The following is a 25,501-nucleotide window of genomic DNA, read 5'->3' as shown; positions in this document are numbered from 1 at the left end:
CAGGCCGGTGGGGTGGCCGGGGGGTCGGCCACCCCACCTCCCTACGCCGGGCGGAAAGAGGTGTGCGGGGCCGGCGCCGCGTGCTTGATCATTAGGTGGCGGGTCACCGAGTACTCCTGGATCGCCTCCTGGCTCATGTCCTTGCCGAAGCCGCTCCCCTTGACCCCGCCGTGCGGCGCCTCCGACGCGATCGGCAGGTGATCGTTGATCCAGGTCACGCCGAAGTCCAGCCGGTGCGCCACCCGCAGGGCCCGGGCCACGTCGTGCGACCAGATCGACGACGCCAGGCCGTACGGGGTGTCGTTCGCCAGCCGGACCGCCTCGTCCTCCCCCTCATCGAAGGGGACCGCGACCAGCACCGGCCCGAACACCTCGCGCTGGACGATCTCGCTGGCCTGGTCCGCGTCCACGATCAGCGTCGGCGGGTAGTAGAACCCCTTCCCCTCGGGTACGACCCCTCCGGTCAGCACCGACGCGCCCGCCGCCACGGCCCGCTCGACGAATCCGTGCGTCCGGTCCCGCTGCGCCGCCGAGATCATCGGCCCGATGTCGGTACCCGCCGCGGTGGGATCGCCGACCTTGATCTTCGAGAGCACGGCCCGCAGCGCCGCCACCCCGTCGTCGAAGATCTCCCGGGCCAGGTAGACCCGGGTCGCCGCGGTGCAGTCCTGCCCGGTGTTGTAGGTCGCGCCCATCGCCACCCCGGTCGCCATCTCACCGAGGTCCGCGTCCGGGAAGACCAGCGCCGGCGCCTTGCCGCCCAGCTCCAGGTGCAGCCGCTTGAGCCCGGTCACCGCACCCGACATCACCCGACGCCCGGTCTCCGACGAGCCGGTCAGGCTGACCATGTCCACCCCGGGATCGGTCACCAGCGCCTCGCCGACGTCGCCGCCGCCGGTGACCACGGTGACCAGCCCCTCCGGCGCCCCGGCCTCCTCGGCCAGCCGCGCCAGCAGCAGCGTCGACCGCGGCGTCTGCGGGGCCGGCTTGATCACGATCGCGTTCCCGGCCGCGATCGCCGGCCCGATCTTCCAGATCGCCATGATCAGTGGAAAGTTCCACGGCGCGATCGCCCCGACGACCCCGATCGGCCGCCGGACCAGCAGCGACGTGTACCCGCTGGAGAGCACCCCGGCCCCGGTCCCGTCCAGCGACCGCGCGCCCCCGGCGAAGAACCGCAGGTTGTCCACCGCGAACGGCAACTCCCCCTCGGCGAACACCGGCACCGGCTTGCCGGTCTCCGCGACCTCCAGCCGGGTGAATTCCCCGGCCGCGCCCTCCACGAGATCCGCGAGCCGCAACAGCACGCGTGCCCGCTCACCGGGCGTGACGTCCTTCCACTTCAGATAGGCCGCCCGGGCCCGTGCCACCGCCGCCGCGACGGCCGCCGCCTCGGTGTCCTCGACGTCGGCGGCGACGCCACCGTCGGCCGGATTGATGATCACCCTGGGTGCCACTCGTTCTCCCTTTCCTTCCGTACGTCCCACGAGGTCAGCTGTCGAAACCGACGCCGAAGTGGTCGAGCAGCCGGAGCCACGCGCCCCGCCGCCCACCGTTCTCATCGGCGCGGATCATCTGGTGCCGCGTCAGCGCGACCACCGGCCAGCGCAGCGGCTCCGGCGGGAACGGCACGCCCCGGCGGCGGACCATCGCCAGCTCGGTCAGCTCGGAGGGCGCACCCCGGAGCAGGTCCAGCGCCACCCGCGCCCCGAACCGCGACGACGCGACGCCCAGCCCGGTGTAGCCGACCGCGTACGCGACCCGCCCGCCGTGCGCGGTGCCGAAGATCGGCGTGAACCGGCTCGTCGAGTCGATCACCCCGCCCCACCGGTGGGTGAAGCGCACCCCTTCGAGCTGGGGGAACGTGGCGAAGAACTGCCGGGCGAGCAGCTGATGGGTGGCGTCCCGCTGCTCGTACGACGCGTCGACGCGCCCGCCGAAGTGGTAGATCGCGTCGTACCCGCCCCAGAGGATCCGCCCGTCGGCGGTCGGGCGGTAGTAGTGGAACTGGTTGCCGTTGTCGGTCAGCCCCTGCCGTTCGGCCCAGCCGATCGACGACCACTGCGCGTCGCTCAGCGGCTCGGTGACCAGCACGTGGTCGTAGACGGGCAGCACGTACGGCCGGATCCGCCGCAGCGGGGACGGGAACGCGTTGGTCGCGACGAGGACACGGCCGGCGTGGACCGTGCCCGTACCCACGGAAAGACGCAGAGCGGAACCGGAACGCCGGAGGCCGGCCACCGGGGAGCCGTCGAAGCGGCGCACGCCGAGGGCGTCGGCGAGGCGGACCAGGCCGTAGAGCAGGGCGGCGGGGTCGACCAGGCCGCCGGACTCGTGGATGCGCAGGCCGCCGAGGTAGGTCGGGGAGCACACGTCGGCCCGCGCGGCGTCGGCGTCGAGCAGGGTGACCCGGTCGCCCAGGGAGGTGTGCAGGGCGGCCAGCGACTCCAGCTCGCCGAGATGGTGCGGGGCCAGCGCGAACGTGGTCTTGCCGACCAGGCGCAGGTCGGCCTCGATGCCGTGGTCGGCGACCGTCTTGGCGATCTCGGCGAGGTTGCGCCGACCGAGTTCGATCAGGCGCGGGAACTCGGTGGGCCAGCGGGCCTTTCCGTGGCCGAGGCCGTGGGTGAGCGACTCGCTGAGGAATCCGCCGTTGCGGCCGGAGGCGCCGTAGCCGGCGTGCCGCCCCTCCAGGAGCAGCACGTCGGCGCCGGGGTCGTCCTGTTTCGCCTGGATCGCCGCCCAGAGGCCGGTGAACCCGCCGCCCACGATCACCAGGTCGGCGGAGGCGCCGTCGGGGACCGGATCGGTCACCGGCGGCGCGTCCGCGCGATCCGTCCAGAAGACGGTGGGTGCGGCGTCGGCCAGGGAGGCAAGGGAGCGCGAGGTCACGCAAGTCCTTCGATCAGGTCGGCGGCCTTGCGCAGCCCGTCCTGCCCGCGGATCTCCTCACCGGCGGCGGCAACGCGGGCCCGGAGATCAACATCGGTCAGCACGTGATCAACGGCCTCGCGAAGTGAAGCATCGCTGAAGGCGTACGTGTCGAGCCGCACCCCGAAGCCCAGCTCGTCCATCCGCTGGGCGTTGTCGTACTGGTCCCAGAAGAGCGGGAGCAGCACCATCGGCTTGCCGAAGTGCAGCGCCTCGGTGACCGTGTTGTTCCCGCCGTGCGTGATCACCGCGTCGACCTGCGGGAGGATCGAGGTCTGCGGCAGGAACTCGGCGCCGTACATGTTCCCGGCCAGCTCGATCTCGGCGTGCAGCGGGCCCTTGGAGACGATGTAGCGGTGCGGGGTCTGCGCGAGCACGGAGATCACCCGGCGCATCAGCTCGACGTCCGCGGAGCCGAGCGACCCGAGGCTGAAGTAAATGATCTTGCTGGAGGGGGTGGAGGAGAAGGGCGGCTCGAAGGTGGCGTCGGTCTCCCGCACCGACGAGTCCAGCCGGTGCCAGGAGGCGTCCAGCCGTCGATGCGACGTGTAGTCCGCCGCCGCCGGGAAGACGTAGAGGTTCAGGTCGCCCGAGGCGATGAACTCCAGGTCCGGCAGGGGCGCGGCGCCCTGTGCGACGACCCACGCGTTGAAGGACTCCCAGAGCGGGCGGTGGGTCCGATCGTATTCGGCCAGGAAGTCGGTCCAGCCGGAGCGGTCGTCCTGCGGGTATCCGGAGAAGACCGGTGCGATGTCCGGGCCCTTCACCTCGAGGGGGTTGCAGGAGACGATCCGGACGAAGGGGACGCCGGCCGTGGTCAGCGCCGGGAACGCCACCACGTTGTCCTCGACGATGACGTCCGGCCTGACCCGCTCGATGATCTCCAGCAGGCGGGGCTGGCAGTACTTGGCGCCGGTGATCAGCTCCTCCCAGACCGGCTTCACCCAGGTGTCGAGCTGCTCGATGGTCGGCTTGCGGAACTCCGGAGCGGTGTCCCGGATGAAGTCCTTCCAGAACTGACCGGCGTCCTGGTCACCCTCGGTGGGCGGCGCCAGGTCGACCAGGTCCTCCTCGAAGCCGAGCGCGCTCAGCTTCCCCTTCCAGGACGCCTCGGCGGCGAAGACCACGCGGTGGCCGCGCTGCCGGAGAATGTCTCCAATCCCGATGCAGTTGTTGGTCGGTCCGTAGGCGCTCTCGGGCATGAAGAGTATGGTCAGCTTGCGTTCGGACATGAGCACTCCACCTCGCTCGAATCTGAATCAGAATTCAAATACGGTGGCGCCGAACCGTCAAGAGGCGAGAAACCCCGAGACGGTACGGTCGACCAAAACGAAAGACCAGGACGATGACGACTCCCCGTAAGCGCCGTGCCGACCGCCAGCAGGACCTGATCGAGGCCGCCCGCCGCGCGATGGTGCTGCACGGCACCGACGGCGTGCACCTCAAGCAGGTCGCCGCCGAGGCCGGGCTGACCTCCGGCGCGGTGCTGTACCACTACGCCGACCTGCAGGATCTGCTGCTCGACGCGCACCACGCGGGCATGGAGCGCTTCTACGAGCAGCGGGTGCGGGCGATCGCCGAGGTGGCCGACCCGGTCGAGAAGCTGGTGGTGACGGTCCGGTCCGGTCTGCCCAGCGGCTCGGACGACACCGACGTGCGGCTGCTCTGCGAGCTCGGTGGCGCGGCCGGCCGCAACCGGGTCTACGCCGCGCTGCTCACCACGCTCTACGACCGCCAGGTCTCGATGTACCAGACGATCCTGGAGTCCGGCGTCGCGCAGGGCGTCTTCACGCTCGCCGACACCGCGCTCACCATCGGCCGCAACCTGGTGGCCCTCGAGGACGCCTACGGTTACCGGATCGTGGCGCGGCACCCCACCCTCGGTGTGGCCGAGGCGCAGGAGCTGATCCTGAGCTACGCACGGGGGATGACCGGCAATCCGCTGCAGGTCAAGCCGCGTCGCTCGCCCCGGTCCCGGTCGTGACCGGCGGCGGCACCAGCACCCCGTCGGCCGTCTCCCAAACAAGATCGACCTCCGTTTCCGGTACGACCTGAGCCGCGCCCTGCTGCCGCACCAGGAGAGGCGTGGCCATCCCCGTCACGCGTACCGCGATCCGCGAGGTCCCGCCGTAGAAGCTGACGTCGAGCACCGTGCCGCGCAGCACCGGGGTCCCGCCCCCGCCGATCCTGATCTGTTCCGGACGGACGGCCAGGACGGCGGACTCCCCGGCGGCCACCTCGCCGGCCCCGGGAAGCGGCCCGATGCCGGGGCACTCCAGTCCGCCTTCGACGGCCGTACCCGGGAAGAAGTTGTTGCCGCCGATGAAGTCCGCGACGAAGTGCGTGCGGGGCGCGCCGTAGAGGGCGACCGGCGTGCCGACCTGCTCGACCCGGCCGTGGTTGAGCACCGCGATCCGGTCGGCCATCGACATCGCCTCCTCCTGGTCGTGGGTGACCACCACGAACGTGATGCCGACCTCGTGCTGGAGCTGCTTGAGCCAGAGCTGCATCTCGGCGCGCACCTTCCGGTCCAGCGCGGAGAGCGGCTCGTCGAGCAGCAGCAGCTTCGGCCGCTTGACGATGGCCCGGGCCAGGGCGACGCGCTGCCGCTGCCCGCCGGAGAGCTGATGCGGACGGCGCTTGGCGGCCCCGGAGAGCCCGACCCGGTCCAGCACCTCGGCGACGCGTTCCCGGATCTCGGCCTTCGGCAGCTTCTCTCGCTCGAGGCCGTAGGCGACGTTCTTCTCGATGCTCAGGTGCGGGAAGAGCGCGTACGACTGGAACATCAGGTTGACCGGGCGCCGATGGGCCGCAACGGTCGTCAGGTCGTCGCCGCCGAGCGTGACCGTGCCGCTGTCCGGCGTCTCGAACCCGGCCAGGATCCGCAGCAGCGTGGTCTTGCCGCAGCCGCTCGGCCCGAGCAGCGCGAAGAACTCGCCCTCCCGGATGTCGAGCGAGACCCCGTCCAGCGCGGCGACGTCGCCGAACGCCCGTCGGACGTCGGCGATCTTCAGCAGACTTGTCATCGGCGCTCCGTGAGTTTCGTCAGTCGTTGGACGGCGAGGATCGCGGTGAAGGTGACCGCGAGCAGGACCGTGGCGAGGGCGTTGATCTCCGGGGTCACCCCGAAGCGGACCATGGAGTAGATGACGATCGGCAGGGTCGGCGACTGTGGGCCCGCGGTGAAGAACGCGATCACGAACTCGTCGACGGAGAGCGTGAACGCGAGCAGCGCGCCGGCCACGATCCCGGGCGCCAGGGTCGGCAGGGTGATCCGCAGGAACGTGGTCAGCCCGTTCGCGCCGAGGTCCCGGGAGGCCTCCTCCAGGGACGGGTCGGACGAGGCGAGCCGGGTGCGGACCACGGCGGCGACCGCGGCGGTGCCGAAGACCGCGTGCGCGAGCAGCACCGAGTAGAGGCCGAGGGTGAGCTGGATCAGCGTGTAGAACGCGAGCAGCCCGATCGCCATCACGATGTCCGGCAGGATCACCGGCAGCGTGGCGATCGCGTCGAGCACCTTCGACCGGGTGTGCCGGGCCAGGCCGACCGCGAGCAGGGTGCCGAGCACGGTGGCGAGCGCGGTCGAACCGGTCGCCACGATCAGCGTGTTGACCAGCCCGGTGCGGACCTCCTCGTCGCCGAGGAGCTCGCCGTACCAGCCCAGGCCGAAGCCGCTCCACGAGTACGGCGAGTCGCCCGCGTTGAACGACATGACGACGACCACCAGGATCGGGACGTAGAGGAAGACGTAGGAGAACCAGAACGGGATGCGCTTGATCATCGGCCGGCTCCCTGGAGTCGTCGGGCGCTCCAGGCCTGCAGGAGCAGCAGGATCATCAGCATCGCGACCACGGCCAGCGCCAGGGTCGCGCCGAACGGCCAGTCCCGGGCCTTGAGGAACTGGTCGCGCACCAGATTGCCGACCATCGCGGTGCGGCCGCCGCCGAGCAGTTCGGGCACGATGAAGTTGCCGAGGCTGGGCACGAAGACGAAGACGCAGCCGGTCAGCACGGCCGGCAGCGTCAGCGGCCAGGTGATCGTGAAGAACGCGCGGGCCGGGCGGGCGCCCAGGTTCGCGGCGGCCTCCAGCAGCTCGCCGTCGAGCTTCTCCAGCGCGGCGTAGAGCGGCAGGATCATCAGCGGCAGGTACGCGTAGAGCAGGCCCGCGACGATCGCCGGCTTGGTGTAGAGCAGTTCCAGGGGCTCGTCGATCAGGCCCCAGCCGGTCAGCGCGTCGTTGACCAGACCGGCCGGGCTGAGCAGCACGATCCACGCGTACGTGCGGATCAGGAAGTTGGTCCAGAAGGGCAGGACCAGCGCGATCAGCGCGATCGTCCGGGCCCGCGCGGGCAGCCGGGCGATCACGTACGCGGTGGGGTACCCGATCAGCAGGGCGAGCAGGGTGGTCACCCCGGCGATCCACGCCGAGGTGCCCAGCACGTCCAGGTAGAGCGGGTCGGCGAGCCGGGTGAAGTTCTCCACGGTCGGCTCGTAGACCAGCCCGCCGAAGCGGCCCCGCTGGAAGATCGTGTAGCTCAGCACCAGCGCCAGCGGGACGACCATCAGCGCCGTGAGATAGCCGAGCCCCGGGCCCAGCAGGACGAACCGCTCCAGCTTCGCCTTCACTAGCTGGCCGTCACTTCCGTGACGATCCGGCTGTAGTCGGTGGCCGCCTCGCCGAGGTCGACCAGGGTCTCGCCCTTGAGCAACTCGGCCGGAGTGGTGCCGAGGTTCGGGTACTGCTTGATGAGCGCCGGGTCGAGTGAGTCCATGGCGGCCTTGTTCGGCACCTTGTAGAGGATGTTCTCCGCCGCCCAGGAGTGGATCTCCGGCGTCAGGATGTAGTTGATGAAGGCGTGCGCGGCCTCCTTGTTCCTACTGGTCTTCAGGATCACCATGGTGTCCACCCAGAGGTCGCTGCCCTCCTTCGGCACCGTGAACTTGATCTTGTCGTTGTCGGTGATGCCGTAGTTGCACCAGCCGTCCCACGCCTCGACCAGGGACGCCTCGCCGGAGACCAGACGCGAGTAGAAGGTCGTGTCGTCGTACGCGAGAAGGCTCTTCTTCGCCTCGACCAGCTTCTCCTTGACCTTCGCCATCTCGCCGGCGTCGGTGGTGTTCGCGGAGTAGCCGAGCGACTTCTGCGCCGGGAGCATCAGCCAGCGGTCGGTCGCCAGCATGGTGGTCTTCTTGGCCAGCGCGGTCTTCGGGCTGAGCAGGTCGTTCCAGCTGTCCGGGTCGTAACCGGTCAGGTCGCTGCGGTAACAGAGCCCGGTGGTCCCCCAGGTGTACGGGACCGAGTACTTGTTGCCGGGGTCGTACGCCAGCTGGGTCGCCTCGGGGTAGAGGTTGCTCAGGTTCGGGATCAGGTCGGCGTGGATCGGCTCGACCAGTCCCTGCTCGGCGAGGGCCTGGGCGAACGGCCCGGAGACGAACGCGACGTCGATGCCGCTGTCCCCGCCCGCCGTCAGCTTGGCCATGATCTCTTCGTTGGTGGCGTGCTTGGTCACCGTGACCTTGGTGCCGACCGCCTTCTCGAAGGTGGCGGGCAGGTCCTCCGGCATGTAGGCGTCCCAGTTCGAGACGGTCAGCGTCTGCTTCGTGAGGTCGGCGCTCGGGTTCAGCGCGTCGGGCGCGGCCGACGCGGTGCTGCTCTCGCCACCACAGGCGGCGGTGGTCATCAGAAGAACGGAGGCCGCGGCCCCCGTGAGGGCACGACGGATCGAGGGAATGCGGGACACGTGGTTCTCCTCCAGGTGGAGATTTCCGGCCTGGCGGCTGAGTGTTGCAGTGCAACTCAGCTCACACAAGACTTAGATCCACGCTCGTGACCTGGTAATTTGCATTTTACTTTGAATCTGAGTTCAGAAACTACCGATGAGCTGCGCGGAGAGGGATCGATGACGACTGCTCCGGATGCGGCGGGGGCCTCCACCGCCCTCGTCCGCAGGATCGCAGCGGATGTATCCGATATGTCGGGTGAGGCCGGTCTTCTGCATCGTTTTCCGGGGGCGGTGCCGTCGGTGCCCGCGGATCTCGGCGAGCGGGCGATCACCGTGGACCAGACGCACCGGTCGGTCATCGTGGGGGAGCGGTTCGTGGTGAAGTGGCTGGTGCCGCCGCTGCCCGCGCCGCAGCGCACCCCGGAGCTCCTGGCGCACCTGGCAGAGGTCGGCTTCGACCGGACGGCCCGGCCGTATGCGGCGCTCTATGCCGGGACCGACCTGACCGCGCTGGTGGTGGCGTTCCTGCCGGGTGCGCTCGACGGCTGGGACTGGGCCACCGACGACCTGCTCGCCGAGCTCGACGGGGGAGCACCCGCCGCGATCGGCGCCGAGCTGGGTCGACTCGCCGGTGAGCTGCACGCCGCGCTCGCCACACCCTCCTCGGTGTTGCCGTCACCGGCCGGGACCGCCACCGCGGCCGACCTCGCGAGCTGGGTCGAGCAGGGTGAGCGGGCCCTCGACGACGCCCTGGGCCTGGTCGACGGCGCCGACGGGACGTGGCTGGCCGGGCACGCCGCGGCGATCCGGGCCGACCTGCGGCTTCCCGCGGCACCGACCCCGGTCCAGCGGCTGCACGGTGACCTGCACGTGGGGCAGGTCCTGCGGTGGGACGAGGGCTACGCGGTCGTCGACTTCGACGGGAACCCGACCGCGCCGCAGGACGCCGCCGAACCCGCCGCGCGGGACGTCGCCCAGCTGCTGACCAGCCTGGAGCACGTCGGCGCGATCGCCAACCGGCGGACCGGGCACGCGCACCGCGACCGGGTCCGGGCGTGGGCCGCCCGGGAACGGGCCGCGCTGCTGGACGCCTACCGGCCGCTCGCCGGGGAGCTCTTCGACGAACGGCTCCTGCGCGGGTTCGAGACCGCGCAGGAGTGCCGGGAGCTGGTCTACGCCGCCCGGTTCCTGCCGCGCTGGCGCTACGCGCCGATGGAAGTCCTGCGAAACCGCTATCCCCGAGGAGATCGATGAATCCGGAGTTGTTCCTGCGGGACCTCGAGGCGAAACCGGAGTCGCTGCGGCGGCTGGCGAGCGAGATGGAGGCCGGGGACCCGTTCGCGGGACTGCCGGCGTACCCGGGAAAGGTGTTGATCCTGGGCATGGGGAGCTCGCGCTACGCGGCGCGGGTGGCGGCACTCAGGCTGCGCACCGCCGGGATCGCGGCCTGGGCCGAATACGCCTCGGCGGAGGCCTCGCTGCCACCCGGACCGGACACGCTCGTCGTGGCGATCTCGGCGAGCGGTGGCAGCCGGGAGACCGTGGACGCGGTGGAACGGTACCGGGGGAGGTCGCCGGTCGTGGCGCTGACCAACAGCGCGGAACCGGCGGCGATCGCCGAGGACGCGCTGCTCACCGTGCCGATGCTGGCCTTGCCGGAGCTCGGCGGGGTGGCCTGCCGGAGCTTTCAGCACACCCTCGCCCTGCTGCTCGCGATGAACGCCCGGCTGCTCGGCGGGGACGGATCCGCAACGGTCGCCGCGCTGTGCCGGAAGGCGGCCGACGCGACCGCGCACCTGCTGGACACCCGCGACGCGTGGCTGCCGATGGCGCTGGAGCTGACGGACGCGCCGGACGGCCTCTACACGATCGCGCCGGCCGAGCGGATCTCGTCGGCGGAGCAGTCCGCGCTGATGGTGCGGGAGGGGCCGCGGCGGCGGGCGGACGCGACCGAGACCGGGGACTGGGCGCACGTCGACGTCTACCTGACCAAGACCCTCGACTACCGGGCGCTGCTCTTCCCCGGCTCCCGCTACGACGGGCAGGCGATGGCGTGGATCCGGGAACGCGGCTCGACGGTGCTCGCGGTCGGCGCCCCGGTCGACGGCGCGGCCGGGGTGATCCGCTACCCGCACGACGACGACCCCGATGTCCGGCTGCTCACCGAGACCCTCGTCGCCGAACTGCTCGCGGCCACCTGGTGGCAGGCTTCCTGACGGCTTCCCGAGCGCCGGTTCGCTTCCGTCGGCTCGCTTCCGTCGGCTCGCTCCCGCTCGCGGGAGCGAGCCGGGCTGCTACGGGTGGGGGAGCGTGAACGGGAGCAGCGGGCGCCGCCGTGGGCTCGCCGCCCGGAGCGACGAGGCGGCCTCCGCGGCATGACGGAAGAGCCGGCCGCTGAACCGGAGCCACTGGACCGGGCCGTCGGCGGCGCGGAGGAAGTTCACCCGGGCGTTGAGGACCGTGCCGGTGGCCGGGTCGAGCGGGACCGCGTAGTCGTCGCGGTAGAAGGCGAGCTGGAAGAGCCGCTCGCCGTCGAGGGCGACGTCGAGCCGGCCGTCGGCGGGGGTGATGTCGAGGACCAGCGGGGACACCTCGCCGTAGAAGTTGATCGCGTCGGCGGTGTAGGTGCCGGTGTAGGCCGCCAGCGCACCGGCCGGGAGCGGGTAGGGCTCGGCCGGGAGGTTGTGCAGGCCGGTGAAGTGGTGCAGAGCCCCGTCGCCGGCGAAGAAGTCGTCGAGCAGGGCCGGCCCGCTCTCCGCGTTGGTCAGGATCGTCAGCGCGAAGTCCTGGGAGGGCACGAGCAGGAAGCCGGAGTGCTGGCCGCTCCAGTCGCCGCCGTGCTGGATCACCGTCGGCCCCTCGGCGGTCGGGCGGATCATCCAGGTGACGCCCATGCCGTCGAGTTCGACGAGGAGGGTGCCGCCGGGCCCGGGGTGCGACTGCATCAGGCGCAGGGAACGCGACGAGAGCAGCGGGCGGCCGTCGCCGAGGTGGTACCGCGCCCAGGCCAGCTGGTCACGGGCGGTGGAGATCAGGCCACCGGCCGGGTTGATGCCGCGCGGCATGTCCCAGAGCGCGGGCTCGGCGGTGAGTACGCCGTCGGCGGTGACGTAGTGCGGGACGGCCATTGAGACGCCCGGGATGTCGTCGATCGCGTACCCGCTGTGCCGCAGTCGCAGCGGGTCCAGGACCAGGGTGCGCATCGCCTGCTCGTACGGTGCGCCGGTGACCTTCTCGATCAGGCGGCCGGCGAGCGAGAGCGCCGCGTTGTTGTAGGCGAAGACCTTCCCCGGCGGGGTGAGCTGGGGCAGCCGGGACATGCCGTCGACGTACGCGGCGAGGGCGTCGTCGCCGTCGCCGGTGTCCAGGAAGTAGTCGCCGAGCCAGCCGGCGCTGTGGTTGAGCAACTGGCGGACGGTGACCCGCGCGGAGGCGGCCCCGTCCGAGGTGCGGAAGTCCGGCAGGTAGGAGCGGACGGTCCGGTCCAGGTCGAGGGCGCCCCGTTCGACCAGGCGCATCACCGCGGTGCCGGTGAACGTCTTGCTGGTCGAGGCGACCCGGAACACCGTGGTCTCGTCGACGGGGGTCTGCGTCTCGATGCTGGTCACGCCGTAGGAGCGGACGTACTCGGAGCCCCGGTGGCGCAGGCCCAGCGCGACCCCGGGCACCTGGTAGGCGGCCATCAGCGCGTGGATCCTGGCGTCCAGCTCCCCGAGAGGATCTTTCGACGCGGCGCCGGTCAGGGCCGGGGCGACGGTGGCGGCCACCGCGGTGGTGGCGGCCGCACGGAGGACGGTTCGGCGGGTCAGATACTCCGGCATACCCGCAATCTATGAACGGGTGTCAATGTCACCCGGGTGATAGGAACGCGGCCAGCGCGTCGGCCGTGTGCGCGGCACCGCGGTCGGTGGTGTGGATCAGATCGGGGGTGTAGAGGGCCGCCGTGTTGTCCAGGACGGGGGACGGCTGGCGGGAGCCGAGGTCGAAGTAGGCGACGGACGGGTCCTCGTCGGCGAGCGACCGCCAGGCGTCGGTGACCGCGGTGAAGTCCTCCACGGCGTGGCCGGCGGCGATCCGCGGCGAGCCGTAGACCACGAAGGACGGATCGGTGCGGGTGCCGGCCCGGACCGCCGCGATGACCGACCGCAGGTGGGACTTCAGCACCGCCGCCGCGATCCCGGCCCGCCAGTCGTTCACACCCAGTTGGAGGACGACCAGGTGGGGCTGGATGGTGGCGAGCCGCGGCGCCCACCCGGCCAGGTTGGCGGCGAACGTGCCGGACGTCGTCCCGCCGTGCCCGCCGTGGTAGAGCCGGATCCCCTGGGACTCGTCGCCGTCGAAGGCCGCGAACCCGTGGACGAAGGTGGCCGACGACGAACCGGTCGTCCGGCAGGTGACCACGACCGTGTGGGTGCCCCGGACGAGCGGGCCGGAGGACCAGACGGCGTTCCGGTCGGTGGGTCCCGCCGTCTCCACCGCGGCGGCGACCACGGTGCCGTTGACGGTGACCGAGAACGATCCGCCGCCGGCGAAGCGCGAATACCAGATCTGGACGCCGGTGCCGGTGAACGTGTAGCTCAGCCGCTGCCCCGGTGCGTTCAGGTTGACCGCCTTCAGGCCCCAGCCCGTGGTGCTCGGCACGCCGCCGGTGCGGACCACCGGCCACGCGTAGTCCCGGTGCTCGCCCGGCACGCCCCAGGCCGCGACGTAGTTGTCCCCGCCGTGCGAGCCGGGCACCGGGAACCGGGAGCGCAGGTTCTCCACGAGCAGATGCGCATAGCTTCTTCCGTACGCGGAGACGCCGACACCCTCACTCGTGGACGATCCGATGGTGGCGATCACCGCCGGGGCGTACCGGCGGTTGGCGAGCGCGGCGTGCCAGGTGAGCAGGGGCCGGCGTACCGGGTCGTCGTCGCCGACAGCGTGCGCGACGGCGAGGGGCGTGGCCGCGGTGATCGCGGCCCCGGCGGCGAACAGCCCACCCGCCCGAATGAAGGTACGACGCTTCGCCACCAGATGCCTCCCCCGTGGATTGCCTGGCTGTCGGCAAGCTAACACGCCATCGACAGCCACCGTCATTACCGAAACGGCCGGTTCTATCGCTGAACGTCACCTGACGGGTCCGTGCCGCCGGTCCCGCGCAGGCACCGCCCGACGAGCCCGGCGTGGAGCTCGGCGCTGTAATAGGGGCTGTCGCGAATCCGTCCGATCAGGTCGAGCACCGTCGCCGGGGGCAGACGGTCCACGTCACCGGCGAGCATCCGGAGCACCACGGTGACCGCCGGCCCGGTGATGGCCGTGGCACGCAGATGCGGGCTCCAGGCGAACCCGGTGACCGCGAGCACCGCACGCTGGTAGGCCTCCGCCAGGACCGGGCCCTCACGCAGGGCCGAGGTGAGCCACAGATGCACGAGACTGTGCGCGACCGACTCGGTGTCGTCCTGATCGTGGACGATGAAGTGGGTCAGGCTCTGCGGCAGGTGGTCGATGAACGGCCCCAGCGCGTGCCGCAGGACGTCGTCGCTGAGCGCGCTGGTGAGATTCATCGAGGTGACCGCGAGGTCGAGTTCGAAGTAGCCGCCGAACCCGGTGCCCGGCTGATAGCGGCGCGCCCGGGACTGCGGGTCGTGCCCCGAGCCGTGGGACCAGAACGGGTCGACGCCGGCGTCGGCGACGAGGGTGACACCCCACTCCAGCGCGAAGTCGAGGCGGCCGTCGGCGGTCCACCGGCGGTGCACGGAGACCCGCCGGAACGAGTCGAGCCAGAGGTCGATGGGGCAGGCGGCCTGCCACTGCAGCGCGCTGTCCCGCAGGATCCGGGCCGGATCGGGTGCGTCCGGGTAGAGCTCGACGGTGCTCAGCGGGGTACCGCACGCCACCGTCAGCAGCATCAGGTTGAACGAGTAGATCGCCATCCAGTGGTCCGCCCGCCGGTCGACGGGCTGGTAGGTCCCGGGCGCGTGGTGCGGCCGGGTCGTCGCGACCCGGAGCCGGTCGACCAGCCAGGCCCGCAGCGCCGGGGTGTCCTCGCGGCCCAGCATCGCCGCGGCGAAGGACAGCACGTTGTTCCGGGCGGTCAGCGGCGTGAAACCCAGCAGCGAGCGGAGCAGCTCGTCCTCCTCGGCCTGCCCCAGGCGCAGGGTGCGCGCGGCGGCCCGGGCGGCCGCGTCGCGCACGGCGTGGACCACGAGACGGGCGATCAGGTACTCGCCGAAGGTCGCGTGCAGGAACTCGTACGTCTGCAGGCGGCGGTCGTCGCGCAGGGCCTCGGCCCGCTGGATGAAGAAGAAGCGGCCGACCATCTCCTCGCCCGCGGTGATCGGGGTCCGGAAGCCCGCGGTGGCGGCCGTGCGGCTCGGCTGGAGGCCGAGTCCGGCCAGGTCGGCGTCGAGCTCGGTGGTGGTGACCCAGAGGCGCATCCGGTGGAACATCGCGAACGCGACCACCGAGAGGCGCAGCAGCTCCTCCTCGACCAGGGCGGGTAGCGCCGACTCGGGCCGGCCGTCGTGCACCCGGCCGACCTCTCGCGCGGCGAACTCGGTGAGCAGCCGCTCGTAGAGCAGGCCCTCGTCGAAGTCCTCGTCGTCGTGCGGCAGGCCGGGGCCGGTGGCGTTGTAGAGGGCGAGCATGAGCAGCAGCAACGGCTGGGCGGCCAGATCCGGGAAGCGGTGCAGCCCGGCGGGGGTGAGCTGCCGGAAGTCCGGGTTGGCGCGGTTCCAGATGCCCGCCCACTGGCCGATCTGTTCCTCGGTGAACGGCTCCAGGCGGACCACGAGGCTGCCGCCGGGCATCCGGGCCCGGTCGGCGACCGCGACCCGGCTGGTGACCATCACCGCGACCGGGCGGCCGAGGATCGTCTCGCGGCGCTGGAAATCGACCACCTGCTGCAGATAGTCCGACTGGTGCAGGCCGGTGGTCATCAGCAGCTCGTCGAAGCCGTCGAGGAGGATCACCGGCATCGCGCCGTTCGCCTCGCCCGCCAGGCCGGACCAGCTGACGTCCTCGCCGATGGCCGACCGGAGGGCCTGTTCCACCTGGTCCTGGATCGCGGCCTCGGCGTTGACCTCGCGCAGCGCCACCCGAACCACGAGGAAGTCGGCGGCCGGGAGGCGGGCGGCGAGCACCTTGGTCAGCGTCGACTTGCCCGCCCCGGGCTGTCCGAGCAGCAGCATCGGCACCTCGGCGGCGGCCGGGGTGGTCAGGTAGGCGGCGAGGAAACCGGCGAGGTCGCCCCGCGGTTCGACCTCGCTCCACCAGTCGTCGGCCGCGGGCCGGGCGCCGGTGCCGCCCTGCCGGACCCGGAACACCGGGTCGAGGTAGGCGTCCTGCCGGTGCGGTACCGCCAGGTCCCCGGTGTCCCCGCCGAGCACCGGCCGATCCAGGTCGGCGCGGTACACGGCGGCGAGCACCGCCCGCTGGCGCGCCGGGTCGGTGCGGGAGGAGACCCGGAGCAGCTCGGTCTCGAGCGCGGCCAGCCCACGGGCGGTCGCCCGCTCCTCGGTCTGCCGCATCCAGAACGCGAACTCGGGGATCTCGACGGCGAGCCGCCGCACGGACGCGTCGTAGCGTTCGGTGGCCAGGGCGGGAAGACGGGTGCCGAGCAGGCTCTCGACGGTGAGCTGCCGGTTCTCGCCGGCCCTGTCCCACGCCGCGAGGCCGGTCAGGTGGGTGGCCAGCTTGACCGCGAGCGGCTGGGCCCACCGGCCGACGGCGGCGAGCAACCGGTCGTAGGTCCGGTCGGCGGAGGGCATCGGCAGGCTCTCGGAGACCAGCCGTTCCATCCAGTCCCCGGTGGATGCGGTGCCCGCCAGCCGGAGCTGATCCTCGCGGGAGAGGCCCGGCACGTCCCAGCCCGCCTCGCCGAGGCAGTCGTCGAAGGCCTCGAAGAAGGCGGTGACGACGAGGACCCCGTGCGCGGCGTGCAGGCGCTGGGTGCGGTCGTACCGGCCCAGGCCGCGGACCCTGTCGTTGAGGGTGGTCGCGACCTGATGACCGAGACGGATCACCTCGCCCTTGGCGTCGAAGAAGCTCAGGGCGACCTCGCTGCCGCCCGCGGTGGCCAGGCTCAGCGCCCCGCCGAGCAGGGTGTCCGCGAGGGAGACGAGCGGCCCGGCTCCGCCCAGCAGGCGGACGGCATCGGCGTAGGTGAGGCGCGACGGCATGCCGCCCAATATGGACGACCGTGGCAAGGCCCGGCCACCGGAGCACGGGTGGCCGGGCCGGAGAGGGTCAGTGCGGGGTACGGATGCGGCTCAGCCCGGCGGTCCGGGCCAGCGTGATGCGGTCGATCTCGGTGTACGGCTGCCCGCTGCCCGGCAGGGCGTCCGCCAGCGTGCGTACGGTGAAGGTGGTCTTCGACCCTCGCTTTCCCGGGACGACGTCGACGGCGATGAACGCGTAGTCGTCGTAGCGGACCTGCGACCAGTCCACCTCCTCCGGGATCTTGGTGCCCGCCGGGTAGCCCGACGCGTTCACCGCCGTCCCGTCGAAGGACCACTGGTAGCTGTTCACCACGGTGGTGGTGTTGTTCTCGGCGGTGTTCGCGCCACCGGCGGGCTGGTATCCGCGGTAGCGCTGGCCCTCGGGGAGCAGCTGCGCGCCGGTCGGCTCGACACCCTCCGGGGCGGGCGCCGCCGCCGACGGCGCCGGGCGGAACGGATACCGGGGACGCCCGCCGGAGCCGACACAGATGTAGGTCACGCCGTCGTCGGCCGGGCGGATCGTCGAGCCGTCCGGTGCCGAGCGGGTCTTCTTCCCGTTCTTGATCGGGTCGGTCCGCTCCAGCAGGTGGTTGTGGCCCTGCACGACCAGATCGACCTGGAACCTGGTGAAGAGCGGGTCGAGCGCGTCGCGCAGCCCGCCGTCCGAGGCGTGGTTGTTGGTCGTCGAGTACGCGCAGTGGTGGAAGAACGCCACCACGAAATCCACCCGGTCGGCGAGCTCCCCGGTCCGCCACTGCTTCAGCGTCGACGCGATCCACGCCAGCTGCGCGCCGTTCGAATACCCGGTGTTGGTCTGGATCTCCGCGGAGAGGTCGTTGGCGTCGACCGAGATCACGCCGACGTTGCCGTACACGAAGCGGTAGACCGACGGGCAGGTCTTCGGGCCGTTCCCGGGCAGGTCGAGGCGCTTGAGGTGGCCGCCGTAGCCGTGCGTCGCCGAGCCGCCCAGGTAGGACGTGTCGCCGTAGATCGGCTCCATGTCGTGGTTGCCGGTCGCGAACATCCACGGGGTGAACGCGGCCTGCGGCTCGATCTGGTTGAAGAAGACGTCCCAGACGTACGGGTTGAACGAGTTCTTCCCGGCCGGGGCGGACCCGGTCAGCGAGGTCGAGTCGTCGGCGGGCAGGCCGGTGCCGGACGGGTCGGCGTAGCAGATGTCGCCGGCGAGCAGCGTGAAGACCGGGTGCTGCGAGGCCATCAGGCCGGTCTGGGTGATCGCCGGTGTCGGGTCGGTGCCGCCGGTGCCCGCGACCGGGTCGGCGGTGTTGTAGTAGTTGTTGTCGAAGACACCGGACGGCCACACGCCGCCCGCGGCGGTCACGCTCGCCGGGTCGAGGCCCCACGCGTACGCCGGGTCGGTGGGTGCGGCGTTCGTGCCGACGTCGGCGAACGCGGTGAAGGTGAACGGCTTCGCGGGCTGCGCCAGGTAGTGGCCGCCGGTCGTGCCGGCGTCGGGCGCGGTGCTGAAGTGCGCGTCGCCGGTGACCGTGCCGTCGGAGAGCCGGATCCGGTAGTGGTACAGCGTGCCCGGCCGCAGCCCGCCGACCGTGCCCTTGACGTAGAACTGGCTGGCGACCGGGCCGCCGGCGATCGCGTACTGGCCGGTCAGGTGCTGGATGTCGGCCTCGACCCGGCTGCCGTAGTGCCCCGGCGCCGTGCCGACCTCGACGAAGGCGCGCAGGGTGCGCGGCAGGCTGCCGGTCTTGCTGACCAGCTGCGCGGTGACCGCCATGGCGGCCTTGGGGATGCCGTCCCGGCCGGGGACGAAGGAGAGATGGCGTCCGGAGACGACCACGCCGGCGGTCCCGGCCGTGCCACCACCGGCCGCGAAGGCCGCGTCGGCGAGTGCGAACTGGGCGACCGCGATGCCGCCCGCGCCGGCCATGACCGCCTTGAGCGCGGAGCGCCGGCTGACCGGCTGCCGGGCCAGTTCCCGGGTGTTCCACTCGGTGTATTCGTCCACCGTGAGCGGACGATTGCTGCGGTTAAGCGTCACGCCGATCATCCTGTTCCCGCCCCGGCGGCGCCCGCGTGCTGCTGGCGTGAACATGCGGCGAACCGATCGGAGTGTGCGGGTTAACCGCCCGGCCATCCTGTGTTCCCTGTTGCTGGGTTGTTTCCGTGCCCGATTTTTGTCATGGGCCGACTCGTGACATCCGTCCTTGGCACTTCCTTCTCCGGTACGCAACGAACCCGCGTTGAACCGACCGGAGGCGAACGGTGTACGGGCCGGTACAGGGGGTGATCGCAGCGCCACGCGGTGTCCCTGGAGTCGAGGGGGAGGCGTCATGAACGACTTGATCCTGGTCGACCTGGACGAGAGCGGCCGGCTGCGCGACCTGAAGCTGCACCCGTGGGTCGCCCACCTGGAGCTGGACGAGCTGCGCACCGCGCTGATCGCCGCGTTCGCCGGTGCGCAGGACCGGGCCCGTGCGCGGCTCGACGACGCGATCGCCGGGTACGGGGCCGGCGCCGACGCGCGGGAGCTGACCGAGGGCCTGGCCGCGGTGACCTCGGACGCCGAGCGCCGGTTCGCCGAGATCTCCGTCGCCCTGTACGACCTGAGCCGGCGGGCGGCCCGGCCGTGGTGACCCCCGGGCTCCTCGCGGTCGACCCGGAGAGCATGGCGGACGCGGGGCGGGACCTGGCCGGGGTCGCCCAGCGGATCGCCGACGACACCGCGGCACTCGCCGCCGAGGTGGCGGTGAGCGGGCTCGGGGACGGCCTGCTCGGCGCGGTCTACTCGGTGGTGCTGGCCAAGGCCCTGGACGCGTTCGACTCGTACGCCGAGCAGGTCGGTTTCGCGGCGGCGAACCTGGTCGTGCAGGCCAGGGCGATCGCCGAGACCGACGAGGCGAACGCGGCGGGCCTGTCCGGTGCGGCTCTCGGGGCGTCCGCCGCCGGTGCGGCCGGACTCTACGGGACCGGGACATGACGATCACGCTGCCCGGGGCGCTGACCGAGCCGCTGAGCTGGGTCGGCCTGGAGTGGCCGGAGGCGGACGAGGACCGGCTCTACGCGGACGGCCGGGCCTGGATCGAGCACGGCACCCGGATGCGGGTGCACGCCGAGGAGGCCGGGCAGGCGGCGCGCCGGGTCTGGATGACCAACGAGGGCGCCACCGCGGAGGCCTTCGAGCGCTGGTGGAACGGCGTGGACGGACCCGGGCGGCACCTGGGCGACGCGGCGACGGCGTCCGAGCTGATCGGCGCGGCGCTGGTGTCGTACGCCGGGATCACGCTCGCGCTGAAGACCGCGTATCTCGCGCAGCTGACCGTGCTGGCGATCGAGATCGGTCAGGCGGTCGCGACGGCCTCGGTGACGGCCGGGGCCACGCTCGCCGAGATCCCGGTCTTCGTGGTCGCCGCCCGGGTGGTGATGCGCAAGCTGCTGCAGCAGTCGACGGCGATGGTCGAGAAGGAGGTGGCGGCGCTGCTCCGGCAGGCCGCCGAGATGCTGGAGCGCGCGGGCGCCCGGGAGGTGGCCGGGCAGGTGGCCGTCCGCAGCCGCCGGACCGCGTTCCAGGGACTGATGCGGGAGGTCCAGTACGCCGACGTGCGCAGCCCAGTCGGCGGCGCGCACTTCTACTCCGGGAAGGACGCGTTCGGGACACCGATGCGGCAGTACGCCGAGGCCAAGGTGGACGGGGTCGGCTCGGTGATCCTGGAGCGCACGCCGGGCGGGCGGTACTTCGACGACCTGCGGCTCTACGACGAGGGCTCGCCGGTGGACGGCGCGCAGGCGGGCGACATCTGGCACCGGCTCTCCAAGCGGTACGCGCACGCGGCCGAGGGCGAGGTGACCGCGTGGACGCACCGGGTGAACCCGGAGAGCGTCTGGGTGGGTGCCGAGCGCCCCTCGGTGCTGTCGAACCCGGCCGTGACGAACATCCAGGTGATCGATCCGAGCTGACCGGTCCCGGTTCTGGCTGGTTCTCCGGGGTGCCTCGCTCCGCGTCGGGCACCCCGGAGAACCAGCCAGAACGCGGAGCGGGCTCTTTCGGCGTACCGGAAAATAGTTTTGAGGGTTTTGGTGGTTTATGTCTTTAAAGTCCGGTTGATGGTGCTCCTGCTCGCGCGACGGCTACCGCTCGTCGCCACGATCGCTCTCACGCTGATGCTCGCCGGTGGCTGCGGCACCGCGATCGACCAGCCCTCGCCCGCGGAACGCGACGTCCCGGACGCGACCGCGACCGCGACGACGCCGGCCGCGCGCGCCTACGACGGTACGGACGGCCCGGCCGGCGTCCTGCTCGCCACGCACGCCTTCCTCGCGACGCTGGACGACACCGGGCGGGCCGCCGTGCGCGGCGAGCGGACCGCGGCGAACCTGGAACAGTGGTCGGACCTGCCGGATCGGCTCTTCAAGCGGGCCGGGCTGCGGATGGACGGGCTCGACGAGGGTCAGCGGGCGGCCGCGATGGCGATCCTGCGCGCCGGGCTGAGCCGGGACGGGTACCGGCAGGTCCTGCAGATCACCGCGGCCGACGACCTGCTCGCCCGGCGGACCGAATCCGATCAGGAGTACGGCTCCGGCCATTACTGGATCAGGATCCTGGGCAGTCCGTCGGCCGGCGAGATCTGGACCGTGCAGTACGGCGGCCACCACCTCGGGATCAACCTGACCCTGCGCGGCGACCAGATGACCATGGCGCCCAGCTTCTGGGGAGCGCAGCCCGCGGTCTTCCACGCGTTGGGGGAGGAGATCCAGCCGCTGCGCGAGGTGACCGAGAAGGCCTACACGCTGATCGGCGCGCTCCGGGAGGAGCAGCGCGACGAGGCACGGCTGGACACCCGGATCACCGACGTGATGCTCGGCCCGCAGGAGGACGGCCGGACCCTCGACCCGGAGGGCGTGCGCGCGTCCACGTTCTCCACCCGGCAGCGGACGCTCCTGGCCGACCTGCTCGCCGCGTGGATCGGCGCGCTCAACGCGGAGAGCGCGGCCGAGAAGATCGCCGAGGCCAAGGAGGACCTGGGCGCGACCACGTTCGCCTGGTCCGGCGGGGACGAGCCGGGGCGGCCGGTCTACTACCGGCTGCAGGGGCCCACGTTCAGCATCGAGTTCGCGCACCAGGCGGGCAAGGGGCGCAACGGCGGCGGGGTCGGGCACGTGCACGCGATCTACCGCGAACCGGAGAACGATTACGGCATGTCGTACTCCTGATGGGGTATGCATGACCGATGACATCGCTGTCGCGCCGCAGGCTCCTGTTCACCGCCGGCTCCGGGGTTCTCGGGGTGGCGGTGCTGGGGGCCTGCTCCTCCGCCGAGTCGTCGGCACCGGTCCCGGCCACCTCCTCCGCCGGGTCCGCTCCTGCCTGGCAGCGGGTCGACCTCTCGTTCGTGTCGGCGTACATCCTGGTCCGGGGGAGTGAGGCGGCCGTGGTCGACCTCGGTACCGCGGGCTCGGGTGCCGCGATCACCGACGGGCTCACGGCGGCGGGCTCGGACTGGAGCGCGGTCAAGCACGTGATCCTGACCCACAAGCACCCCGATCACGTGGGCGGCCTGGCCGACGTCGCGTCCGCGATCACCGGGAAGGTCTACACCGGCCGGGCCGACGTCGCGGGCGTCGAGTCGGACCTGACCGTCACGCCGCTCGCCGAGGGTGACGAGGTGTTCGGGCTGCGGATCTACGACACCCCGGGGCACACGGCCGGGCACATCTCGGTCTTCGACCCGTCGACCGGCACGCTGGTGGCCGGCGACGCGCTGCGCACCAACGACGGGCTGACCGGTTCCGACCCGAAGTACACCGCGGACGCGGCCCAGGCGGTGGCGTCGGTGAAGAAGCTGGCCGAACTGGACGTCAGGGCGATCCTGCCCGGCCATGGCGACCCGCTGACCGAGGGCGCGGCGGAGGCGCTCCGGAAGCTGGCCGCCTCGCTCTGAGTGGCGCCCGCGCCGACCCGTTTCCGCAGACTACACGATGGCATCGATGATCTTCGTTTTTGGGTAGACTCCATCGATTGTCGACATCCTGTCTGACGTTCCGGCAGGCGCTCTGTGCTGCGCGTGTAATGCGTGGATAACTCACAGCTAACGCGTTGTTGACAATGATGTTGATGACTGTGAGGCTTGCCACCAGCAGATGTCACTCACCCCTTTTGTGAGCTGGGAGATGACATGTCCGATCATCCGATTCCCTCCGCCCGGGCCCGCGAGATCGTCGCCGGGGCTTATGACACCCATGTCCACGTCGCACCCGACGTGATGAAGCGCCGTATCGACGACATCGCGCTGGCCACCCGGTTCGCCGAGGTCGGCCTGGGCGGATTCGTGCTCAAGTCGCACTACGTACCCACCGCCGAGCGGGCCGAGGTGGTCCGCGCCGCGGTGCCGGACGGGGCCGAGGCGCTCGGCGCGCTCACCCTGAACGGCTCGGTCGGCGGGCTCAACCCGGTGGCCGTCGAGATCGCCGGGCGCCAGGGCGCCCGGGTCGTCTGGCTGCCCACCGTGGACTGCGCCAACGAGCGGTCCTGCCGGGACTCGCTGCCACCCGGCGCGCCGGTCCCGATGTGGGCGGCGCTCCAGGACGAGCTGGCCGCGGAGGGCATCGTCGCGCCGACCATCGAGGTGGTCGACGCGTCCGGCGCGATCGTGCCCGCGCTGCTCGACGTCTTCGCGGTGATCGCCAAGCACGGCATGGTCCTCGCCACCGGCCACCTCAGCGGGCCGGAGATCGTCGCGGCGGTGGACGCGGCGGCCGGCGCGGGCGTCCGGCACATCATCGTCACCCACCCCGAGTTCACCTCCCAGCAGCTCGAGGCGGGCGTCCAGCAGCACCTGGCCGAACGCGGGGCGCTGCTGGAACGCTGCTTCACCACGCCGTACACCGGGAAGGTCGCCTGGGAGACGGTCTTCGCGAACATCCGTGCCGCGGGGCCGGAACACTCGCTGCTCTCCAGCGACCTCGGGCAGCCGTTCAACCCGCCCGTCGAGGACGGCCTCGCCCTGCTCGCCGACCGGCTGTTCGAAGCCGGGTTCACCGACGAGGAGGTGCACACCATGGCGGTCGTCAACAGCCGCCGGGTGGTGGGACGGTGAGCGTCTTCGAGGTCCGTACGCTCTCCAAGCACTTCACCAAGGACGGCCAGGACCTGGTCGCGCTCCGCGGCGTCGACCTGGCCGTCGAGCCGGGCACGTTCCTGGTGCTGCTCGGGCGCAGCGGCTGCGGCAAGTCCACGCTGCTCAACCTGATGGCCGGGCTGACCACCGCGACCGGCGGCGAGATCCTCTACCGGGGTGAGAGGCTGACCGGGCCGCGAACCCAGATCGGCTACCTCACCCAGCACGACACGCTGATGCCCTGGCGAGACGTCCGCCGCAACGTCGAGATGCCGATGGAGCTGCGCGGCGACCCCGCACCGGGCCGGGCCGAGGCCGCACAGGCGCTGATCGAGCGGGTCGGTCTCGCCGGGTACGAGAAGCACTACCCGCGCGAGCTCTCCGGTGGCATGCGCCGCCGGGCCGGGCTGGCCCGGATGCTCGCCGGGGAACCCGAGACGCTCCTGCTCGACGAGCCGTTCAGCGCCCTGGACGCGCAGCTCCGCACCGAGCTGCAGGCCGACCTGCTGCGGCTCTGGCAGGGCAGCGGCCGGACGGTCGTCTTCGTCACCCACGACATCGACGAGGCGCTGCTGCTCGCCGATCGGGTCGTGGTGCTCGGGGCGCTCGGCCGGATCCTGCTCGACCTCGAGGTCGACCTGGACCGCCCGCGCGACCTGGACGAGATCCGGGTCGACCCGCACTACGTGGCCCAGCACCGCGAGCTGGCGGCCACCCTGAAGAAGGCGGCGACCGCATGACCACCGGCCCCCTCCGCATCGCCAGCACCACCACCTGGTGGCAGCGCAACCACCGGTGGGTCACCGTCTGGGGACTGCGCGCCGGAGTCCTGATCACCGCGCTGATCGCCTGGCAGCTGCTCTCCGGCCCGGTGCTCGACCCGCTCTTCGTCAGCTCACCCGGCGGCATCCTGGACCGCCTCGGCGAGTGGATCACCGACGGGACGCTCGCCGAGCACGCCTGGACCACGATCAAGGAGATCGTGCTCGGCTTCGCCGTCGGCGCCCTGGCCGGCGCGCTGCTGGCGTACCTGGTCGCGCCGATCCGCACCATCTGGCAGGTGCTCGACCCGTTCCTGATGGCGCTCTACTCCATCCCCAAGGTGGCGCTCGCGCCGCTCTTCATCGTCTGGTTCGGCATCGGCGTGCAGATGAAGGTGCTGCTCGCCGCGGTCAGTGTCTTCTTCCTGGTCTTCCTCAACACCGCTGCGGGCGTACGCGACGTCGACCGCGGGCTGATCGACGCGGTCCGGCTGATGGGTGGCACCCGGCGGGACATCGCGCTGAAGGTCACCCTGCCCGCCTCGATGACCGGGCTGCTCACCGGCCTGCACGTGGCCATCCCGTACGCCCTGATCGGCGCGGTGATCGGCGAGCTGGTCGCCTCCAACCGAGGGCTCGGCTACCTGATCAGCGACGCCTCCGCCCGCTTCGACACCGACGGCGTCTTCGCCACGCTCGTCGTACTCAGTGCCTTCGCCGCCCTGCTCAACCTGCTCGTCAACCTCCTCGGCGCCCGCGCCAACCGCTGGAAGCCTCTCGACGACTGAACGGGG

The 25,501-nt window shown here is 71.6% G+C and carries 22 protein-coding genes; 11 read left to right on the top strand and 11 right to left on the bottom strand.

From position 1 onward, the window contains the following. Positions 1-41: 41 nt before the first annotated feature. The 3 genes from AB0M08_RS05875 to AB0M08_RS05865 are packed head-to-tail and all read right to left on the bottom strand — an operon-like array spanning position 42 to position 4,163. On the bottom strand, positions 42-1,457 hold the full coding sequence (locus tag AB0M08_RS05875) for an aldehyde dehydrogenase family protein (protein ID WP_364489091.1): 1,416 nt from the start codon (positions 1,455-1,457) through the stop codon (positions 42-44). A gap of 34 nt (positions 1,458-1,491) precedes the next feature. After that, positions 1,492-2,892, bottom strand: a complete 1,401-nt coding sequence (locus tag AB0M08_RS05870; RefSeq protein ID WP_364489088.1) for an FAD-dependent oxidoreductase — start codon at positions 2,890-2,892, stop codon at positions 1,492-1,494. Next, complete coding sequence (locus AB0M08_RS05865; protein ID WP_364489085.1) at positions 2,889-4,163, bottom strand: nucleotide disphospho-sugar-binding domain-containing protein; 1,275 nt, start codon at positions 4,161-4,163, stop codon at positions 2,889-2,891. Before AB0M08_RS05865 ends, AB0M08_RS05870 begins: the two co-directional genes overlap by 4 nt. Before the next feature lie 113 nt (positions 4,164-4,276). Here AB0M08_RS05865 and AB0M08_RS05860 point away from each other — a divergent pair, with 113 nt between their 5' ends. Further along, entirely contained in the window at positions 4,277-4,915 is a 639-nt protein-coding gene (locus tag AB0M08_RS05860; RefSeq protein ID WP_364489082.1) for a TetR/AcrR family transcriptional regulator, read from the top strand. On the opposite strand, the gene AB0M08_RS05855 is transcribed toward AB0M08_RS05860, so the two are convergent. From AB0M08_RS05855 to AB0M08_RS05840, 4 genes are read right to left on the bottom strand one after another with little or no spacing between them, the layout of a single operon-like run. Beyond that, complete coding sequence (locus AB0M08_RS05855; protein WP_364489079.1) at positions 4,881-5,957, bottom strand: ABC transporter ATP-binding protein; 1,077 nt, start codon at positions 5,955-5,957, stop codon at positions 4,881-4,883. The genes AB0M08_RS05860 and AB0M08_RS05855 overlap by 35 nt on opposite strands. After that, positions 5,954-6,712 (bottom strand): ABC transporter permease, encoded by a 759-nt coding sequence (locus AB0M08_RS05850; RefSeq protein ID WP_364489076.1) that lies wholly within the window; start codon positions 6,710-6,712, stop codon positions 5,954-5,956. Before AB0M08_RS05850 ends, AB0M08_RS05855 begins: the two co-directional genes overlap by 4 nt. Then, the gene (locus AB0M08_RS05845) at positions 6,709-7,557 is read right to left on the bottom strand and encodes an ABC transporter permease (protein WP_364489073.1); all 849 of its coding nucleotides are present in this window, start codon (positions 7,555-7,557) and stop codon (positions 6,709-6,711) included. The genes AB0M08_RS05850 and AB0M08_RS05845 overlap by 4 nt, the downstream gene beginning before the upstream one ends. After that, complete coding sequence (locus AB0M08_RS05840; protein ID WP_364489070.1) at positions 7,557-8,672, bottom strand: spermidine/putrescine ABC transporter substrate-binding protein; 1,116 nt, start codon at positions 8,670-8,672, stop codon at positions 7,557-7,559. Before AB0M08_RS05840 ends, AB0M08_RS05845 begins: the two co-directional genes overlap by 1 nt. Before the next feature lie 282 nt (positions 8,673-8,954). Between AB0M08_RS05840 and AB0M08_RS05835 the strand changes: the two genes are divergently transcribed. Together AB0M08_RS05835 and AB0M08_RS05830 are read left to right on the top strand one after the other, a co-directional pair. Next, positions 8,955-9,908 carry a hypothetical protein gene (locus AB0M08_RS05835; protein WP_364489067.1) on the top strand — a complete coding sequence of 318 codons (954 nt, stop codon included), beginning with the start codon at positions 8,955-8,957 and terminating at the stop codon, positions 9,906-9,908. Then, positions 9,905-10,870, top strand: coding sequence for an SIS domain-containing protein (locus AB0M08_RS05830; RefSeq protein WP_364489064.1), 966 nt, complete (start codon positions 9,905-9,907; stop codon positions 10,868-10,870). Before AB0M08_RS05835 ends, AB0M08_RS05830 begins: the two co-directional genes overlap by 4 nt. Positions 10,871-10,948: 78 nt before the next feature. Here the strand turns inward: AB0M08_RS05830 and AB0M08_RS05825 are convergent, their stop codons facing one another. The 4 genes from AB0M08_RS05825 to AB0M08_RS05810 all read right to left on the bottom strand — a co-directional run bounded on the left by AB0M08_RS05825 (position 10,949) and on the right by AB0M08_RS05810 (position 18,872). Then, positions 10,949-12,475 carry a serine hydrolase domain-containing protein gene (locus tag AB0M08_RS05825; RefSeq protein WP_364489061.1) on the bottom strand — a complete coding sequence of 509 codons (1,527 nt, stop codon included), beginning with the start codon at positions 12,473-12,475 and terminating at the stop codon, positions 10,949-10,951. A 28-nt stretch (positions 12,476-12,503) separates the two neighbouring features. Next, on the bottom strand, positions 12,504-13,667 hold the full coding sequence (locus AB0M08_RS05820; protein WP_364489058.1) for a GDSL-type esterase/lipase family protein: 1,164 nt from the start codon (positions 13,665-13,667) through the stop codon (positions 12,504-12,506). An 83-nt stretch (positions 13,668-13,750) separates the two neighbouring features. Then, positions 13,751-16,816, bottom strand: coding sequence for an AAA family ATPase (locus AB0M08_RS05815; protein WP_364489055.1), 3,066 nt, complete (start codon positions 16,814-16,816; stop codon positions 13,751-13,753). 67 nt (positions 16,817-16,883) lie between these two features. Further along, positions 16,884-18,872 (bottom strand): metallophosphoesterase family protein, encoded by a 1,989-nt coding sequence (locus AB0M08_RS05810; protein ID WP_364489052.1) that lies wholly within the window; start codon positions 18,870-18,872, stop codon positions 16,884-16,886. A gap of 292 nt (positions 18,873-19,164) precedes the next feature. Here AB0M08_RS05810 and AB0M08_RS05805 point away from each other — a divergent pair, with 292 nt between their 5' ends. The 8 genes from AB0M08_RS05805 to AB0M08_RS05770 all read left to right on the top strand — a co-directional run bounded on the left by AB0M08_RS05805 (position 19,165) and on the right by AB0M08_RS05770 (position 25,495). Beyond that, the gene (locus tag AB0M08_RS05805) at positions 19,165-19,467 is read left to right on the top strand and encodes a hypothetical protein (RefSeq protein ID WP_364489049.1); all 303 of its coding nucleotides are present in this window, start codon (positions 19,165-19,167) and stop codon (positions 19,465-19,467) included. Continuing rightward, positions 19,461-19,811 (top strand): hypothetical protein, encoded by a 351-nt coding sequence (locus tag AB0M08_RS05800; protein ID WP_364489046.1) that lies wholly within the window; start codon positions 19,461-19,463, stop codon positions 19,809-19,811. Before AB0M08_RS05805 ends, AB0M08_RS05800 begins: the two co-directional genes overlap by 7 nt. Further along, complete coding sequence (locus AB0M08_RS05795) at positions 19,808-20,788, top strand: hypothetical protein (RefSeq protein ID WP_364489043.1); 981 nt, start codon at positions 19,808-19,810, stop codon at positions 20,786-20,788. The genes AB0M08_RS05800 and AB0M08_RS05795 overlap by 4 nt, the downstream gene beginning before the upstream one ends. 147 nt (positions 20,789-20,935) lie before the next feature. Further along, positions 20,936-22,042 (top strand): DUF3500 domain-containing protein, encoded by a 1,107-nt coding sequence (locus AB0M08_RS05790; protein ID WP_364489040.1) that lies wholly within the window; start codon positions 20,936-20,938, stop codon positions 22,040-22,042. A 17-nt stretch (positions 22,043-22,059) separates the two neighbouring features. After that, a complete protein-coding gene (locus AB0M08_RS05785; protein ID WP_364489037.1) occupies positions 22,060-22,770 on the top strand; it encodes an MBL fold metallo-hydrolase in 711 nt (236 codons plus the stop codon). Between the two features lie 234 nt (positions 22,771-23,004). Further along, a complete protein-coding gene (locus tag AB0M08_RS05780) occupies positions 23,005-23,925 on the top strand; it encodes a DUF6282 family protein (RefSeq protein ID WP_364489034.1) in 921 nt (306 codons plus the stop codon). Further along, a complete protein-coding gene (locus AB0M08_RS05775) occupies positions 23,922-24,686 on the top strand; it encodes an ABC transporter ATP-binding protein (RefSeq protein WP_364489031.1) in 765 nt (254 codons plus the stop codon). Before AB0M08_RS05780 ends, AB0M08_RS05775 begins: the two co-directional genes overlap by 4 nt. After that, the gene (locus AB0M08_RS05770; protein WP_364489028.1) at positions 24,683-25,495 is read left to right on the top strand and encodes an ABC transporter permease; all 813 of its coding nucleotides are present in this window, start codon (positions 24,683-24,685) and stop codon (positions 25,493-25,495) included. The genes AB0M08_RS05775 and AB0M08_RS05770 overlap by 4 nt, the downstream gene beginning before the upstream one ends. Positions 25,496-25,501: the final 6 nt, after the last annotated feature.

The sequence above is a fragment of the Actinoplanes sp. NPDC051851 genome, assembly GCF_040681165.1.
Lineage (GTDB): Bacteria > Actinomycetota > Actinomycetes > Mycobacteriales > Micromonosporaceae > Actinoplanes.
The sequence above is the reverse complement of the archived record's forward strand: the minus strand, read 5'-3'. Positions and strand labels throughout refer to the sequence as shown.

Excerpts from the sequence above, each read along its gene's own strand:
- AB0M08_RS05865 (WP_364489085.1), bottom strand. The coding sequence starts at position 4,163 with ATGTCCGAACGCAAGCTGACCATACTCTTCATGCCCGAGAGCGCCTAC.
- AB0M08_RS05860 (WP_364489082.1), top strand. The coding sequence starts at position 4,277 with ATGACGACTCCCCGTAAGCGCCGTGCCGACCGCCAGCAGGACCTGATC.
- AB0M08_RS05855 (WP_364489079.1), bottom strand. The coding sequence starts at position 5,957 with ATGACAAGTCTGCTGAAGATCGCCGACGTCCGACGGGCGTTCGGCGAC.
- AB0M08_RS05850 (WP_364489076.1), bottom strand. The coding sequence starts at position 6,712 with ATGATCAAGCGCATCCCGTTCTGGTTCTCCTACGTCTTCCTCTACGTC.
- AB0M08_RS05830 (WP_364489064.1), top strand. The coding sequence starts at position 9,905 with ATGAATCCGGAGTTGTTCCTGCGGGACCTCGAGGCGAAACCGGAGTCG.
- AB0M08_RS05825 (WP_364489061.1), bottom strand. The coding sequence starts at position 12,475 with ATGCCGGAGTATCTGACCCGCCGAACCGTCCTCCGTGCGGCCGCCACC.
- AB0M08_RS05815 (WP_364489055.1), bottom strand. The coding sequence starts at position 16,816 with ATGCCGTCGCGCCTCACCTACGCCGATGCCGTCCGCCTGCTGGGCGGA.
- AB0M08_RS05805 (WP_364489049.1), top strand. The coding sequence starts at position 19,165 with ATGAACGACTTGATCCTGGTCGACCTGGACGAGAGCGGCCGGCTGCGC.
- AB0M08_RS05795 (WP_364489043.1), top strand. The coding sequence starts at position 19,808 with ATGACGATCACGCTGCCCGGGGCGCTGACCGAGCCGCTGAGCTGGGTC.
- AB0M08_RS05790 (WP_364489040.1), top strand. The coding sequence starts at position 20,936 with ATGGTGCTCCTGCTCGCGCGACGGCTACCGCTCGTCGCCACGATCGCT.
- AB0M08_RS05785 (WP_364489037.1), top strand. The coding sequence starts at position 22,060 with ATGACATCGCTGTCGCGCCGCAGGCTCCTGTTCACCGCCGGCTCCGGG.
- AB0M08_RS05780 (WP_364489034.1), top strand. The coding sequence starts at position 23,005 with ATGTCCGATCATCCGATTCCCTCCGCCCGGGCCCGCGAGATCGTCGCC.
- AB0M08_RS05770 (WP_364489028.1), top strand. The coding sequence starts at position 24,683 with ATGACCACCGGCCCCCTCCGCATCGCCAGCACCACCACCTGGTGGCAG.